Annotated in this window: 13 protein-coding genes; 5 read left to right on the forward strand and 8 right to left on the reverse strand. The window is 67.1% G+C overall.

The window, feature by feature from the left end:
• Positions 1–33: 33 nt before the first annotated feature.
• Positions 34–2,643 carry an FtsX-like permease family protein gene (locus QF040_RS12365; protein WP_429611275.1) on the forward strand — a complete coding sequence of 870 codons (2,610 nt, stop codon included), beginning with the start codon at positions 34–36 and terminating at the stop codon, positions 2,641–2,643.
• 18 nt (positions 2,644–2,661) lie between these two features.
• On the opposite strand, the gene QF040_RS12370 is transcribed toward QF040_RS12365, so the two are convergent.
• Positions 2,662–2,796, reverse strand: coding sequence for a hypothetical protein (locus QF040_RS12370; RefSeq protein ID WP_429611276.1), 135 nt, complete (start codon positions 2,794–2,796; stop codon positions 2,662–2,664).
• A gap of 31 nt (positions 2,797–2,827) precedes the next feature.
• A complete protein-coding gene (locus tag QF040_RS12375; RefSeq protein WP_429614647.1) occupies positions 2,828–5,338 on the reverse strand; it encodes a penicillin acylase family protein in 2,511 nt (836 codons plus the stop codon).
• Positions 5,339–5,468: 130 nt separating this feature from the next.
• Here QF040_RS12375 and QF040_RS12380 point away from each other — a divergent pair, with 130 nt between their 5' ends.
• From QF040_RS12380 to QF040_RS12390, 3 genes are all read left to right on the forward strand, one after another.
• The gene (locus QF040_RS12380) at positions 5,469–6,545 is read left to right on the forward strand and encodes a PLP-dependent cysteine synthase family protein (protein WP_429611277.1); all 1,077 of its coding nucleotides are present in this window, start codon (positions 5,469–5,471) and stop codon (positions 6,543–6,545) included.
• Positions 6,545–7,618 carry a lipocalin-like domain-containing protein gene (locus tag QF040_RS12385; RefSeq protein WP_429611278.1) on the forward strand — a complete coding sequence of 358 codons (1,074 nt, stop codon included), beginning with the start codon at positions 6,545–6,547 and terminating at the stop codon, positions 7,616–7,618. The genes QF040_RS12380 and QF040_RS12385 overlap by 1 nt, the downstream gene beginning before the upstream one ends.
• Positions 7,619–7,735: 117 nt before the next feature.
• Positions 7,736–8,179 (forward strand): YXWGXW repeat-containing protein, encoded by a 444-nt coding sequence (locus QF040_RS12390; RefSeq protein WP_429611279.1) that lies wholly within the window; start codon positions 7,736–7,738, stop codon positions 8,177–8,179.
• 63 nt (positions 8,180–8,242) lie between these two features.
• Here the strand turns inward: QF040_RS12390 and QF040_RS12395 are convergent, their stop codons facing one another.
• From QF040_RS12395 to QF040_RS12420, 6 genes are all read right to left on the reverse strand, one after another.
• The gene (locus tag QF040_RS12395; protein ID WP_429611280.1) at positions 8,243–9,229 is read right to left on the reverse strand and encodes a branched-chain amino acid ABC transporter permease; all 987 of its coding nucleotides are present in this window, start codon (positions 9,227–9,229) and stop codon (positions 8,243–8,245) included.
• Positions 9,230–9,239: 10 nt separating this feature from the next.
• Entirely contained in the window at positions 9,240–10,115 is an 876-nt protein-coding gene (locus tag QF040_RS12400) for a branched-chain amino acid ABC transporter permease (protein ID WP_042581796.1), read from the reverse strand.
• 45 nt (positions 10,116–10,160) lie between these two features.
• Complete coding sequence (locus tag QF040_RS12405; RefSeq protein ID WP_013542388.1) at positions 10,161–11,357, reverse strand: ABC transporter substrate-binding protein; 1,197 nt, start codon at positions 11,355–11,357, stop codon at positions 10,161–10,163.
• 51 nt (positions 11,358–11,408) lie between these two features.
• Positions 11,409–12,557, reverse strand: coding sequence for an ABC transporter substrate-binding protein (locus tag QF040_RS12410; protein ID WP_429614648.1), 1,149 nt, complete (start codon positions 12,555–12,557; stop codon positions 11,409–11,411).
• A 112-nt stretch (positions 12,558–12,669) separates the two neighbouring features.
• Complete coding sequence (locus QF040_RS12415; RefSeq protein ID WP_013542390.1) at positions 12,670–13,377, reverse strand: ABC transporter ATP-binding protein; 708 nt, start codon at positions 13,375–13,377, stop codon at positions 12,670–12,672.
• Between the two features lie 87 nt (positions 13,378–13,464).
• Entirely contained in the window at positions 13,465–14,235 is a 771-nt protein-coding gene (locus QF040_RS12420; protein WP_013542391.1) for an ABC transporter ATP-binding protein, read from the reverse strand.
• A gap of 224 nt (positions 14,236–14,459) precedes the next feature.
• Between QF040_RS12420 and QF040_RS12425 the strand changes: the two genes are divergently transcribed.
• A complete protein-coding gene (locus tag QF040_RS12425; RefSeq protein ID WP_429611281.1) occupies positions 14,460–15,659 on the forward strand; it encodes an AGE family epimerase/isomerase in 1,200 nt (399 codons plus the stop codon).
• The last annotated feature ends 51 nt before the right edge of the window (positions 15,660–15,710 follow it).

The raw sequence follows: 15,710 nt of genomic DNA on the forward strand, positions 1-15,710 counted from the left end.
GTAACAAAGGCCTCCCGCGGCCACAATCGCGGAATGCGTGCATTGCTCACCACCTTCTCCTGGCAGGAACTGCGTCACCACCCCTGGCGCAATGCGGCGGCCGTGCTGGCCGTGATGCTGGGCGTGGCGCTCGCGTTCTCGGTGCAGCTCATCAACGCCTCGGCGCTCGATGAGTTCTCCAGCGCGGTGCGATCGGTCAACGGCCAGCCGGACCTCGAAGTGCGTGCCGTGCAGGGCGGCTTCGATGAAGCCGTGTTCGCGCAACTTGCACAGCATCCGCAGGTGACGCTCGCGAGCCCGGTGCTCGAGTTCCAGGGCCTGGCCCTCGCCAGCGGCGAACGGCAAGTGCCGATGCGCGTGATCGGCGTCGATGCGCTGGTGCTGCCGACCATCGCGCCCGCGCTGATGCCGCAGCCCGCAGCGGGTGCCGACCGCCTCTCGCTCTTCGCGCCGGGCCATGTATTCCTCAATGCCGCTGCGCGCAGCGTGCTCGGCTTGCCGGCGCAAGCCAGCGTCGACGCCACCGAGACGGTGCAATTGCGCAGCGGCGCCATGTGGCATCGCCTCGAGGTCGCCGGCCACGTCGCCGCCAGCGGCACGGCGCTCGCGGTGATGGACATCGCAGCCGCACAAGACCTGTTCGAGCAGGTCGGCCGCCTGAGTCGCATCGACCTGCGGCTCGCGCCCGGCACCGACCGCGCGGCCTTCATCGATGCGTTGCAGAAGTCCCCCGGCTGGCCCGCGGGCGTGCAGTTCGCGGAGCCAGGTGATGCGGCAGAGCGCGTGAGCAACCTGTCTCGCGCGTACCGCGTCAACCTCACGGTGCTGGCGCTGGTGGCGCTGTTTACCGGTGCGTTCCTCGTGTTCTCGGTGCTCGCGCTCAGCGTCGCCAAGCGCGCGCAGCAGTTCGCTCTGCTCGGCGTGCTCGGCCTCACGCCGCGCGAACGGCTGCGGCTGGTGCTCGCCGAATCGCTGGTGCTCGGCGTGATCGGCAGTGCCGCGGGTCTTGCGCTCGGCAGCGCGCTCGCGGCCTTCGCGCTGCGGGTGCTGGGCGGCGACCTCGGCGGTGGGTACTTCGAAGGCGTCGCGCCCAAGCTGCATTGGAGCGGTGGCGCGGCGCTGCTGTACGGCGGCCTCGGCGTGGTGGCAGCGCTGGTGGGTGGCTGGTGGCCCGCGCGCGCCGCACAGGCGCTGCCCGAGGCGCAGACGCTCAAGGGCCTGGGCGCCGCGCCCACGCAGAGCCGCAGCCATTGGCTGGCACTCGGGCTGATCGCGCTCAGCGCGGCGCTGGCGAACATCCCGGCCATCGGCGGCATTCCGGTGGCGGCGTATCTCTCGGTCGCGTGTCTGCTGGTGGGCGGCATCACCGCCCTGCCCTGGCTGATCGCGCTGCTGTACGACCGCATCGCGCCCGCGTTCGCCGAGCGCGTGCTGCCGATGCTCGCCATCGAGCGCGCGCGGCGCATGCGCGGCACGGCGGCCGTGGCGGTGAGCGGCGTGGTCGCAAGCCTGAGCCTCGCGGTCGCGCTCACGGTGATGGTCGCGAGCTTTCGGGATTCGGTGACGCACTGGCTCGACGTGGTGCTGCCCGCCGACCTGTACGTGCGCGCCACCTCGGGCGGCCGCGGCGGCAACAGCGGCGGCACGAGCAGCACCGACACCGCGACCTTTCCGCCCGCCTTCGTGCAGGCGCTGGCCCAACTGCCCGGCGTGGCGCGCACGGGCACGCTGCGCACGCAGTCGCTGCAGCTCGATGCGTCGCAGCCAGCGGTGACGCTGATCGCGCGCAGCCTGGAAGGCAGCGCGTCGCAATCGCTGCCGCTGGTGGGCTCGGCATTGCATGTGCCCTCGGGGCAGATCGGCATCTACGTGAGCGAGCCGATGGTGGAGCTCTACGGCGCGAAGCCGGGCGCGGCCTTCGCGCCGCTGGCCGCCGCGCTGTCGGCCACCGCGCTCCCGACGAAAGCCACGCACACCTATTTCGTGGCCGGCGTGTGGCGCGACTACGCGCGGCAGTTCGGCGCGATCACGATGGATGCGCGCGACTACGAGCGCGTCACCGGCCAGCGCGACGTGAGCGACATCTCGCTGTGGCTCGCACCGGGCGCATCAGAAGGCGAAGTGCAGGCCGCCGTGCGCGCGCTTGCGGCGCGCCAGGCAGGCGGGTCACCCGATTCGGTCGAGATCGCCTCGGTCGGGCAGATCCGAGCGACGTCCCTGCGCATCTTCGACCGCAGCTTCGCGGTGACCTACTGGCTGCAGGCCGTGGCCATCGCGATCGGCCTCTTCGGCATCGCCGCGAGCTTCAGCGCGCAGGTGCTCGCGCGGCGGAAGGAGTTCGGCCTGCTCGCGCACCTGGGGTTTACGCGGCGGCAGGTGCTGGCGGTGGTGGCGGGCGAAGGCGCGGCTTGGACGGCCATTGGCGCCGTGGCCGGGCTGGTGCTCGGGCTCGCGGTGTCGGTGGTGCTCGTGAAGGTGGTGAATCCGCAGAGCTTTCACTGGACGATGGATTTGCTCGTGCCGTGGGCGCGGTTGATCGCGCTGTGCGGCGCGGTGGTCGTGGCCGGCACCGTCACCGCGTGGCTGGCGGGGCGAGCCGCTGCGGGCAAGGATGTGGTGCTGGCGGTGAAAGAGGACTGGTAGCCCCTCCTCTTTCAACGCTCAGAGATCGGACGTTCCGTTCCAGTCGATCAGGCCTGTGCCGCTCCAGTGGCCGAAGGAAGTCAGGTCCATCTTGGGCTGTGCGATGCGGCGCCAGATGTCGATCATGTTCACGACGCGGATGTCGTCGAACACGACCGGTTGAGTTCGTCGAGGGTCATGCCGCCTATTTTGCGGGCGTGAGTTGGATGCGTTCGACCGTTTCCTTCTCCACCGCTCCGCGGCTGTAGACCAGCGGCACGTACTTGCCTTCGAGCCACAGCGGCGCAAGGTCTCGGTAGTTCGGGCTGTCCGGGTTGCCCGACTGGCCCGGCGTGTTGATGACACGCGAGGCGTCCCAGCTGCCCACGTCGAGCACCATGCGGAACGACGCGCCCGAGGTCAGCTTGTAGTCGCTGGCCCGGTAGGTCGCGGCCATCGGCGTGAAGCTGGAGCCGGACATCGGCCAGTCGCCCACGTCGAGCTTCTTGCGCGTCGCGGCATCGACCACGCCGGCCAGCGGATGGCGGAACTCCGCGCGGTGCAGCGTGCCCCACTTCCAGGCGGTCATGTCGGGGCCGAGCTTGGCGGTGAGCTCCTGCATCGCGGGCGGCAGCGTCTGAAGCAGCAAGGCGTCGCGCTGCGCATCGGTGACCCAGCCGAACGGGTTCTCCAGCAGCAGCACCATGCGCGTGTTGTCGCCTGGTGCCGCCAGGGGCGCGCCCACCTCGCCCGCGCCGGCCTTGAGCACCGCTGCGCGCAGGGTCTTGCTGCTCCACACCTCGTAGAGCGCGGCAGCGGCGCTGTCGCGGTCCATCGTGCCGTCCCAGTTCTGCAGCAGGCGGAGGCCGGCGGTCGTTTGCGCGTCGTCGCTGCGCAGCCCCGCCAACAGCTTCAGGAGCCGCTGCGCGGGCGTCGCGACGATGTCGTTCTGCATGCGCTCTGAGTCCTCGATGGTGAAGCGCGAACCTGCCGCCACCTTCGCTGCGAACAGCTCTTTCAAACGCCGCGCGCGGGCCGCATCGCTCCACTCGTAGCCGACGCCTTTCTTCGCAGCCGGATGGTCGGGCGGAATGTTGTTCTCGTTCGCGGTCACCACGTAGCCGCGCGCGGGGTTGAACTCCGAAGGCAGCTCGTCGCCGTTGCGAAAGCCCGACCACTCGTAGCGGCCGTCGCCCGGCACGGGCATGAGGCCATCCCAGTTCGGGCGGATCGGCGTGAGCCCGCCCGGAATCCAGCCGACGTTGCCGCTGCTGTCGGCATACACCTGGTTCTCGCCCGGCGCGCCCCAGCGGTTCATCGCGGCGCGGAACTGGTCCCAGTTGCGCGCGCGCATGTAGTCCATCGAACCGAAGTACGGCGCCATGCCAGGCTCCAGCCAGGCGGCACGCAATGCATACGCGCGCCGTTTGCCGGGCTCGGAAAGCAGCACGGGACCGTGGCGCGTGAAGGTGTTGACCACCTCGCGCGGTGCGCTCTCGCCGCGTACCGCGATGCGCTCGGCGACGCGCGTCATCGGCTCCCATCGGCCCTGGTAGCGGTACTCGTTGGGGTTCTTCGGGTTGAGCTGGTACACGTACAGGTCTTCCTGGTCCATGTAGAAGCGCGTGAGGCCGAAGGCGATGGTGCCGTTGTGGCCGATCGACAGGCCCGGCAGGAACGGCTCGCCCGCGCCGATGGCGTCCATGCCGGGTGCGCTCAGGTGCGTCATGTAGCGCAGGCTCGGCGCGCCGTGCGAGCGGTGCGGATCGTTCGCGAGGATCGGCCGGCCCGTGGACGTGAGCTTCGGCGAGATGACCCAGTTGTTGCTGCCGTAGGCGCCCGTGGGGTCGCCTTGAAGGGCCTGCTGCTGTGCGGCGTCCTGCTCGGCCTTTGCGGCGATGGACTCGGCGCTGCCGGGCAGCAAGGCAACCGGTGCAGCGGCCGCGCCCGTGTTCAAGCCGACCCGCGTGTTCTCCTTGGTGAAGCGCGGCGAATCGGTCGCCCGCAAATAGGCTGCGCGCAGTTCCGCCGCCGGGATGGCGCAGGGGTCGAACCCCACGGGAACCTTGGGCGTGACCGGCGGATCGAGCTCACGGCGCAGCCAGTCGGCCTTGACGCCCGGACCGCCTGCGCAGAAGGCGCGTGCGCGGTCGACCTCTGAAGTGAAATTGAGCGTGAGCCCGTGGTGCCGGATCCGCACCACGTCCTCGGGTGACCACGTCGCCGGCTGGTAGCCCAGCAATGCGAACTCGGTGGGCAGCAGCGCGGGCTGTGCGCGCACCTGCGCGACGTAGGCGTTGACGCCGGCCGTGAAAGCCTCCGCCACGCGCTTGGCGTCCGACCCGTAGGCCAGCCACTCGCGGTACATGTCGCCGCGGTAGAGCACGGCCCGCGCGGCGCGGTCGCTCTCGACCCAGGCGGGGCCGAAGTCTTTCGCCATTTCACCGAGGCCGCGCTTGCGCCACAGGTCCATCTGCCAGAGCCGGTCGCGCGCGGCGATGAAACCCTGCGCCACGAAGGCGTCGTAGAGCGTGCCGGCGTACAAGTGCGGCACGCCCCAGCGGTCGACCAGCACTTCGGCGGGCTTCTCGAGGCCGGGGACGGCGAAGGATGAGGAGGGGCGGCTGGGTGTGTCGCTGCCTGAAGGAGCGGACGCACAACCTGCGAGTGCGATGGCGGCAAGTGAGCCGATGATGGAAAGCCGATGGCTCGGCATGCGTCGCGCGGCGAGGCGCGGGCTCGTTCTTTTCATGTGTCTCGTCTCCTGCCTTGTGGATGGCAGCGCACAGTATCCCGATTTCCACCGGTGGCCAGGTTACAAGGCATGACTTGTAGACTGGCGCGCTATGCAGCCCACCCCCACATCCCCTTCCTGCAGCGGCTGGCTCGGCAGCGCCATCCGCCGCATCGAAGCCGACTACCAGCGGAGTGCCGACACGCACCTCATCCCGCTCCCCCTGCCCGCTCTCGCGGCAGCGGGCATCGACCTGTACCTGAAGGACGAATCCACCCACCCGACCGGCAGCCTGAAACACCGGCTCGCGCGTTCGCTCTTCCTCTACGCGCTGTGCAACGGCTGGGTGCGCGAGGGCACGACCATCGTCGAGGCTTCCAGCGGTTCGACGGCGGTGAGCGAGGCCTACTTCGCGCGGCTGCTGGGCCTGCCCTTCATCGCGGTGATGCCGCGCAGCACCTCGCCCGAGAAGGTCGCGCAGATCGCCTTCTACGGCGCAAGCTGCCACTTCGTCGACCACGCGGCAGAGGTGTACGAGGAAGCCCGCGCATTGGCCGAGCGCACAGGCGGGCACTACATGGACCAGTTCACCTACGCCGAGCGCGCGACCGACTGGCGCGGCAACAACAACATCGCCGAGAGCATGTTCCAGCAGATGGCGCGCGAACGGCATCCGATACCGGAATGGATCGTGGTGGGCGCGGGCACCGGCGGCACCAGCGCGACCATCGGCAGGTACCTGCGCTACCGCTGCCACGACACGCAGGTGTGCGTGCCCGACCCCGAGGGCTCGGTGTTCTCGGCCTATCACCGCACGGGCGATACGACGCTGACGGCGGTCGGCTCGCGCATCGAAGGCATCGGGCGGCCGCGCGTGGAGCCGAGCTTCGTCCGCACGCTGGTCGATCGCATGATCGAGGTGCCCAATCTCGATTCGGTGGCGGCGATGCATGCGCTCTCGGCGCTGCTCGGGCGCAAGGTGGGGCCGTCGACGGGCACCAACTTCATCGGCATGCTGGCCGTGGCCGAGGAGATGCGCGCGGCCGGGCGCAAGGGCTCGATCCTGTCGCTGCTGTGCGATTCAGGCGAGCGCTACCTGCCGAGCTACCACGATGCGGCGTGGGTGAAGAACGCGTTCGGCGACATCGGGCCTGCGCAGCAGCGCATCGATGCGCTGGTGGCGGGGTGATGTCTTCGCCTTCCGGTGCTTTCGGTCTCTCGCGGCGCAGCCTGCTGCTCGCCGCGCTGGCTGCGGCGCCCGCGAGCTGGGCATTGCCTCCGCGTACGCTGCAGTTTCCGCGCGACTTCGGCAGCCATCCCGACCTGCACACCGAGTGGTGGTACATCACCGGCCACGCGAAGAGCACAGCGGGGCGCGAGTTCGGCTTTCAGGTGACCTTCTTCCGCTCGCGCATCGATGCGACGCAGAACATGCGCTCGGCCTTCGCCGCGAAGAACCTCGTGTTCGCGCATGCGGCGGTCACCGACCTCGAAGGCCGCGTGCTGCTGCATGACCAGCGCATCGCGCGCGCGGGCTTCGGCGTCGCATCGGCCAGCGAAGCCGACACCGATGTGCGGCTGCGCGACTGGTCGCTGGTGCGCAAGGACGGCAGCTATGCGGCGCGCATTCCGACCGGCGAGTTCGCACTCGACCTGCGCTTCGTGCCGACGCAGCCGGTGCTGCTGCAAGGCAACGCAGGTCTCTCGCGCAAGGGACCCGACGAAGCCCAGGCGAGCTATTACTACAGCGAGCCTCAGCTCAAGACACAGGGCAAGCTCACGCTCAAGGGCCAGGCTTTCGACGTTGCCGGCACCGCATGGCTCGACCACGAATGGAGCGAGGCGCTGATGCATCCCGAGGCCGTGGGCTGGGACTGGATCGGCATGAACCTCGACGACGGCAGCGCACTCACCGCCTTTCATTTGCGTCGGAAAGATGGCAGCGCCTTGTGGGGTGGCGGCTCGTTCCGCACGCGCGACGGTGTTCCGCGCGTCTTCAAGAACGACGAGGTGCGTTTCGAAAGCCTCAACGCGTGGAGCAGTCCGCGCACGCAGGCGAAGTACCCGACGCAGTGGCGCGTGCAGACGCCCTCCGGAAATTTCGAAGTGCGCGCCCTGCTCGAGGACCAGGAACTGGACAGCCGGGGTTCGACCGGCGGCGTGTACTGGGAAGGGCTCAGCGATTTGCTCGATGCACAGGGGAAGCGCGTCGGTCGGGGCTACCTGGAGATGACGGGATACGCTGCGCCGCTGCGGCTGTAAGTTTCTGTTCGGGATGCGTACGCAGGCCATCAGGTACTGGTGCAAGGCCTGACAACCGGCAGCGCCCCCCATGCGTTGGCAGTTTGCATACTCACGATCTGGAAAAACGGAGGCTCCATGAAGATTCGATTCGCCGCGCTCGGCCTGGCCAGCGCTTTTGCATTGCTGGCCACGCCCCTTGGCGCGAACGCACAGGTCTCGGTGAACATCAACGTTCCCGGGTTGGTCATGGTGGCGCCGCCACCTCCACGCTACGAGGCACCACCGCCACCGCGCGGCGGCTATGTCTGGGTGCCGGGCCGCTGGGCCTGGGACGGCCGCGCGTATGCGTGGCGACGCGGCGACTGGCGGCCCGCGCGGGCAGGCTATGCCTACGCCCCGGGCCGCTGGGTCGAAGACCGTGGCGGCTGGCGCTGGACCGAAGGCGATTGGCGCCGCCGCGAGGCCCGTCGCGAGGCCCGCCGCGACTGGGACGATGGCCCTCGGCGGCACGATCGCGGGCATGACCGCGACCGGGGCGATTTCTGCCCGCCCGGCCAAGCGAAAAAAGGCAACTGCTGATCAACGGCAATAAAAAAGGGAGCTTCGAAAAGCTCCCTTTTTTTTTAGCGTTGCCCGATGCGGCTATTTCGCGCGTCGTCGGTCGATGAACGCAATGATCTCGCCCATGATCCCCTTGCGGAACGCCAGCACGCAGATCACAAAGATCAGGCCCGTGACCATGGTCACCGACTCGCCCAGCGTGTTGAACCAGTCCACCGTCGTGATGCGCGCGAGGAAGTTGCCGAGCTCGCCGATCTTGTTTTCCAGCAGCACCACCACCGCCGAACCCACGATGGGGCCCGAGAGCGTGCCGAGGCCGCCCACCAACGTCATCAGGATGACCTGGCCCGAAGCGGTCCAGTGCACGTCCGACAGCGTGGCGAAGCCCAGCACCAATGTCTTGAGCGAACCCGCCAGGCCCGAGAGCGCCGCCGAGATCACGAACGCCAGCAGCTTGAAGCGGCTCACGTCGTAGCCCAGCGAGAGCGCGCGCGGCTCGTTCTCCTTGATGCCCTTGAGCACCTGCCCGAACGGCGAGTGGATGGTGCGCACGATCAGCAAGAAGGCAGCCACCACGACCACCAGCGCGACGTAGTACATCGTGAGGTCGTTCGACAGATCGATGACGCCGAAGAGCTTGCCGCGCGGCACGCCCTGCAGGCCGTCCTCGCCGCCGGTGAACTTGGCCTGCAGCGCGACAAAGAACATCATCTGCGCGAGCGCCAGCGTGATCATCGCGAAGTAGATGCCCTGCCGGCGGATGGCCAGGATGCCGAAGATCCAGCCGAGGAAGGCGCCACTGAGCGTGCCCGCGATGAGGCCGAGTTCCGGCGTGAGGCCCCAGACCTTGATCGCATGGCCCGCCACATACGCGGAGCCGCCCAGGAAGGCCGCATGGCCGAAGGACAGCAGGCCCGTGAAGCCCAGCAGCAGGTTGAAGGCCGCGGCGAACAGCGCGAAGCACATGAGCTTCATCACGAACACCGGGTAGGCACCGAAGAACGGCGCGGCGATGAGCGCGACCAGCAGCAGCGCGTAGACGACGGTGGATATCTTTTTCATGTTCATGCCGTCCGCCTTATTTCTCTTTGCCGAACAGGCCGGCGGGGCGGATGAGCAGCACGATGACCATGATCACGAACACAACCGTAGACGATGCTTCTGGATAGAAAACCTTGGTGAGGCCTTCGATCACGCCAAGGCCCAAGCCCGTGAGGATGGCGCCCATGATCGAGCCCATGCCACCGATCACGACGACCGCGAACACCACGATGATGAGGTTCTGCCCCATCAGCGGCGAGACCTGCATCACCGGTGCGGCCAGCACGCCCGCGAAGGCCGCGAGCGCGCAGCCGAAGGCGTAGGTCAGCGTGATCATCAGCGGCACGTTGACGCCGAAGGCCTCCACCAGGCGCGGGTTCTCGGTGCCGGCGCGCAGGTACGCACCCAGGCGCGTCTTCTCGATCACGTACCAGGTCGCAAAGCAGATCACCAGCGAGGCGACGACCACCCAGGCGCGGTAGTTGGGCAGCACCATGAAGCCGAGGTCGGTGGCGCTGGAGAGCGCATCGGGCGCGTCGTAGGGCAGGCCCGAGACGCCGTAGACCGAGCGGAACACGCCTTCGATCAAGAGCGTGAGGCCCAGCGTGAGCAGCAAGCCATACAGATGGTCGAGCTTGTAGATCCAGCGCAGCAGCAACCGCTCGATCACCACGCCGAAGAGGCCGATGAGGATGGGTGCCGCGATCAGCATCACCCAGTAGTTGATGCCGAAATACTCCATGGCCATCCAGGTCAGGACGGCCCCCAGCATGAACAGCGCGCCGTGCGCGAAGTTGATGACGTTGAGCAAACCGAAGATCACCGCCAGCCCGAGGCTCAGGATGGCGTAGAACGAGCCATTGACCAGCCCCAGAAGGAGCTGGCTCAACAAGGCGGGGAGGGAAATGTTCATAAGCGTTTCAACGAACCCGGGCGCCGCAAGGGCGCCCGCGGGAGATCACTTCCAGAGGGCGCACTTGCTCTCGGCCTTGGTCGTGAAGACGTCCTCGCCCTTGAGCTTCTGGACCACCTTGTAGTAATCCCAGGGCTGCTTCGACTCGGCCGGCGACTTCACCTGCACCAGGTACATGTCGTGCACGAAGCGGCCGTCGGCGCGGATGTTGCCCTTGGCATAGAAGTCGTCGATGGGCGTGGACTTGAGCGTCTCCATCACCTTGTCGGCATCGACCGTCTTGGCGGCCTGCACGGCCTTGAGATACGTCATGGTGGCCGAGTAGTCGGCTGCCTGGATGTCGGTGGGCATGCGCTTGGTCTTCTCGAAGAAGCGCTTGCCGAAAGCGCGCGTCTTGTCGTCCAGGTTCCAGTCCCAGCTGGTGGTGAGCAGGAGGCCCTCGGTGTTCTTCAGGCCCAGGCTGTGCACGTCGGTCACGAAGACCAGAAGGCCCACCATCTTCATCGACTTGGTGATGCCGAATTCCTTGGCCGCCTTGATCGAGTTGATGGTATCGCCGCCGGCATTGGCTAGCGCCAGCACCTGCGCCTTGGAGTTCTGCGCCTGCAGCAGGAACGAAGAGAAATCGGACGTGTTGAGCGGGTGCTTCACGCTGCCCACCACGGTGCCGCCCTTTTCCTTCACGACCTTGGAGGCATCGGCTTCCAGGGCCTGGCCGAAGGCGTAGTCGGCGGTGAGGAAATACCAGCTCTTGTCGCCGCGCGCGATCACCGCGCTGCCGGTGCCCTTGGCGAGCGCCACGGTGTCGTAGGCGTAGTGCACCGTGTAGGGCGAGCACTGCTCGTTGGTGAGCGCCGAGCTGCCCGCGCCGTTGACGATGAAGACGCGCTTCTTCTCCTGCGCCACCTTCGCCATCGCGAGGCCGGTGCCCGAACTCGTGCCGCCGAACAGCATCGTCAGGCCCTGCGTGTCGATCCATTCGCGCGCCTTCGAGGCGGCGATGTCGGCCTTGTTCTGGTGGTCGGCCGACAAGAGTTCGATCGGCATGCCATTGACCTTGCCGCCGAAGTCGTCGATGGCCATCTGGATCGCCAGGGCGCCGTTCTTGCCCTCCACGTCCGCGTAGAGGCTCGACATGTCGGTGATGAAACCGATCTTGACCTTGTCCTGCGCCTGGGCCGCGCCCGCGGCCACGAGACAGGTGGCCAGCAGGCAGGCGGAAGCGATGAGCGTGCGTTTCATGGGAGGGTCCTCGTTGACTTCGGTGGGTGAATCGCGAATGGGGTCAGCGCATTACTTCCAGGCGGCGCACTTCGTCTCGGCCTTCGTGGTGAAGACCTGCTCGCCCGGCAGCACCTTCAGCACCTTCAGGTAATCCCACGGCTTCTTCGATTCGGCGGGCGACTTTGCTTCGACCAGGTACATGTCATGGATGAAGCTGCCGTCGGCGCGGATCTGGCCCTTGCCGTAGAAGTCGTCGATCTTCATGCTCTTGAGTTGCGCCATCACCTTGTCGGAATCGGTGGTCTTGGCGGCGGCCACGGCCTTCAGGTAGGTGGTGGTGGCCGAGTAGTCGGCGGCCTGCACGTCGGTGGGCATGCGCTTGGTCTTCTCGAAGAAGCGGTTGGCGAACTTGCGCGTGTCGTCGTTCAGGTCCCAGTACCAGCTGGTGGTGTGCAGCAGGCCTTCGGTGTTCTTCAGGCCCAGGCTGTGGATGTCGCTCAGGAAGACCAGGAGGCCCGCGGTCTTCATGGTTTTGTTGATGCCGAATTCCTTCGACGCCTTGATCGCGTTGATGGTGTCGCCGCCCGCGTTCGCCAGGCCCAGGATCTGCGCCTTGGAGTTCTGCGCCTGCAGCAGGAACGAGGAGAAGTCCGATGCGTTCAGCGGATGGCGCACCGCGCCCACGACCGTGCCGCCCTTTTCCTTCACCACCTTGGTGGTGTCGGCTTCCAGCGCGTGGCCGAAGGCGTAGTCGGCCGTCAGGAAGAACCAGCTCTTGCCGCCACGATCGACCACCGCCGCGCCGGTGCCCTTGGCCAGCGCCACGGTGTCATAGGCGTAGTGCACGGTGTAGGGCGAGCACTGCTCGTTGGTGAGCACCGAGCTGCCCGCGCCGTTGTTGAAGTACACGCGCTTCTTCTCTTCGGCCACCTTGGCGGTCGCGAGCGCGGTGCCGGAGTTGGTGCCGCCGAAGATCATGGTCACGCCGGCCGTGTCGACCCACTCGCGGGCCTTGGAGGCGGCGATGTCGGCCTTGTTCTGGTGGTCTGCAACCAGCAGTTCGATGGGTTGGCCCAGCACCTTGCCGCCGAAGTCGTCGATGGCCATTTGGATGGCGGTGGCGCCGCCCTTGCCTTCGAGGTCGGCGTACAGGCTCGACAGGTCGGTGACGAAGCCGATCTTCACTTTCTCTTGAGCTTGTGCGGCGCCCGCGCCCATGGCGAGGACAGCGACGGCGGAGGCGATGAGGCCGAGTTTCTTGTTCATGGTGTTGTCTCCTGAAGGAATCTTTGTGGGATGGGGAAAGGGGAGTCTTGTGGACTTTTCTTGTTCAGACGCCGAGCAACTCGGTGAGCACCGGCATCTTGGCTTCGAGCTCGGCGGCGCCGAACTTCTCCACGATGCGGCCGTGCTCCATCACATAGAAACGGTCGGCCAGAGGCGCGGCGAAGCGGAAGTTCTGCTCCACCATCACGATGGTGTAGCCCTTGGCGCGCAGCGTGGTGATCATGCGGGCCAGCGCCTGCACGATGACCGGCGCGAGGCCTTCGGAAATCTCGTCGAGCAAGAGCAGCTTGGCGCCCGTGCGCAGGATGCGCGCGACCGCCAGCATCTGCTGCTCGCCGCCCGACAGGCGCGTGCCCTGGCTGTGGCGGCGCTCGGCCAGGTTGGGGAACATCGCGTAGATCTCTTCGACCGACATGCCCGGGCCCGCACCCTTGAGTTCGGGCGGCAGCAGCAGGTTTTCTTCGCACGAGAGGCTCGCGAAGATGCCGCGCTCTTCCGGGCAATAGCCGATGCCGAGGTGGGCGATGCGGTGCGTCGGCATCGCGATCGTTTCCTTGCCGTTGACCTCGATGCTGCCCTTGCGCGCACCGGTCAGGCCCATGATGGCGCGCAGCGTGGTGGTGCGGCCCGCGCCGTTGCGGCCCAGGAGCGTGACCACTTCGCCGGGCTGCACGACCATGTCCACGCCATGCAGCACGTGCGATTCGCCGTACCAGGCTTGCAGGCCCTTGATTTCGAGTGCAGCGGTCATTGGGCCTCCCGCCGGGCCGCCCCAAGGGAGGCCCGCGCCCCCTCGGGGGGCAGCGAATACACGAAGTGATGAGCGTGGGGGTTCATGTCAGTGAGCCCCTTGCATTTCGCCGTCCGTCGTGCCCATGTAGGCCTCCATGACCTGCGGGTTCTTCGAGACTTCGGCGTAGGGGCCCTCGGCCAGCACGGCGCCGCGTTGCAGCACGGTGATGGTGTCGGCAATCGTGGAGACCACGCTCATGTTGTGTTCGACCATGAGGATGGTGCGTCCGGCCGACACGCGCTTGATGAGCTCGGCCACGCGGTGCACATCTTCGTGGCCCATGCCCTGCGTAGGTTCGTCCAGCAGCATCAGTTCGGGCTCCATCGCCAGCGTGGTGGCGATCTCGAGCGCGCGCTTGCGGCCGTAAGGCAGGTTCACGGTCTGTTCGTCGGCCAGTTCTTCGAGGCCGACTTCAGCCAGCAGCTCGCGGGCTCTGGCATCCAACGGCTTGAGCGATTTCTCGCTCTTCCAGAAGTGGTACGAGGTGCCCAGTCGCCGTTGCAGCCCGAGGCGCACGTTCTCCAGCAGCGTCAGGTGCGGGAACACGGCCGAAATCTGGAACGAGCGGATGATGCCGCGCCGTGCGATCTGCGCAGGGCGCTCGCCGGTGATGTCCTGTCCGTTGAACAGGATCGTGCCCGTGGTCGGCTCCAGGAATTTCGTGAGCAGGTTGAAGCAGGTGGTCTTGCCGGCACCGTTGGGGCCGATGAGTGCGTGGATCGAGCCGCGCACCACCGAGAGGTTGACCTTGCTGACCGCGGTGAACCCCTTGAATTCCTTGGTGAGCTGGCGTGTTTCGAGGATGACGTCGCTCATCTCGCGAGGTCGCCCGGGTTCGGAAAAAAGAAGTCGGTCATGCGGTCCATCTTGGCGCGCCACCATGAGCGCGGACCGATTGTTCGTGGGCGACCCGCACTTGCATACTGGGGCAAATGCCTATGCTGCAGTGCAACCTGCGCAAGACGGGGAAGCTATGCACGAGCACCGACTGTCGTCGGAATGACAATGGCGTCGCCCGCGACACTCACACCCTCAGCGCCATGCCCGACTTCCGCTCACCCGAATTCCTCATCGACCACATCCGGCACACGCTGGACTTCTACGAACCGCGCGACACAGATTCCTCGGGCGGCTTCTTTCATTTCTTCAAGGACGACGGCGCGGTCTACGACCGGCGCACGCGCCACCTGGTGAGCAGCACGCGCTTCGTGTTCAACCACGCGAACGCGTACCGCCGCTTCGGCAATGCGGCGGATCTCGACGCCGTGCGGCACGGCCTGGCCTTCCTTCAAGGCGCGCATGCGCTGCCCGGCGGCGGCTACGCATGGCAGATCGACTGGCACGGCGGCCGCGCCACCGTGCTGGACAGCACCCAGCACTGCTACGGCCTGGCCTTCGTGCTGCTCGCGCACGCACACGCGCTGATGGCCGGCGTGGGCGAGGCGCGCGAGGGACTTGAGCACGCGTGGGACCTGATGGAGCAGCACTTCTGGGAACCGCGCCACCACCTGTATGCCGACGAAGCCACGGCCGACTGGCAGGTGTCGCCCTACCGCGGCCAGAACGCCAACATGCACGCCTGCGAGGCGATGATGGCCGCCTTCGAGGCCACGCACGAGACGCGCTACCTCGACCGCGCGATCGCACTCGCCGAGGCCGTGACGGGCCGGCAGGCCGCGCTGGCCGATGGCCTCGTGTGGGAGCACTACCGCACCGACTGGTCGGTCGACTGGGACTTCAACCGCGGCGACCGCAGCGACATCTTCAAGCCCTGGGGTTTCCAGACCGGCCACCTGACCGAATGGACCAAGCTGCTGCTGCAACTGGAGCGCCTCCTGAATGCGCAAGGCGCCGAAGCCGACTGGATCGTGCCGCGCGCCCGTCACTTCTTCGACACCGCGATGTTCCGCGGCTGGGATGCGGACAACGGCGGGCTGGTCTACGGCTTCGCGCCCGACGGCTCGATGTACGACGGCGACAAGTATTTCTGGGTGCAGGCCGAGAGCTTCGCGGCCGCCGCCCTGCTCGCGGTGCGCACCGGCGATGCGAGCTACTGGGACTGGTACGACAACATCTGGGCGTACGCGTGGGAGCACTTCATCGATCACACGCACGGCGCGTGGTACCGCATCCTCACGCCGCAGAACCGGAAGATCAGCGACCAAAAAAGCCCGGCCGGCAAGACCGATTACCACACGATGGGCGCCTGCTACGACGTGCTGAAGGCGCTGGGCAAGTAAAAACCCCCAGGGTCCCGAAGGAGCCTGGGGGTGATGGTGATCGCGGGTGAC

Origin of the sequence: Variovorax sp. W2I14 (assembly GCF_050435205.1) — a bacterium.
Classification (GTDB): Bacteria; Pseudomonadota; Gammaproteobacteria; order Burkholderiales; family Burkholderiaceae_C; genus Variovorax; species Variovorax paradoxus_C.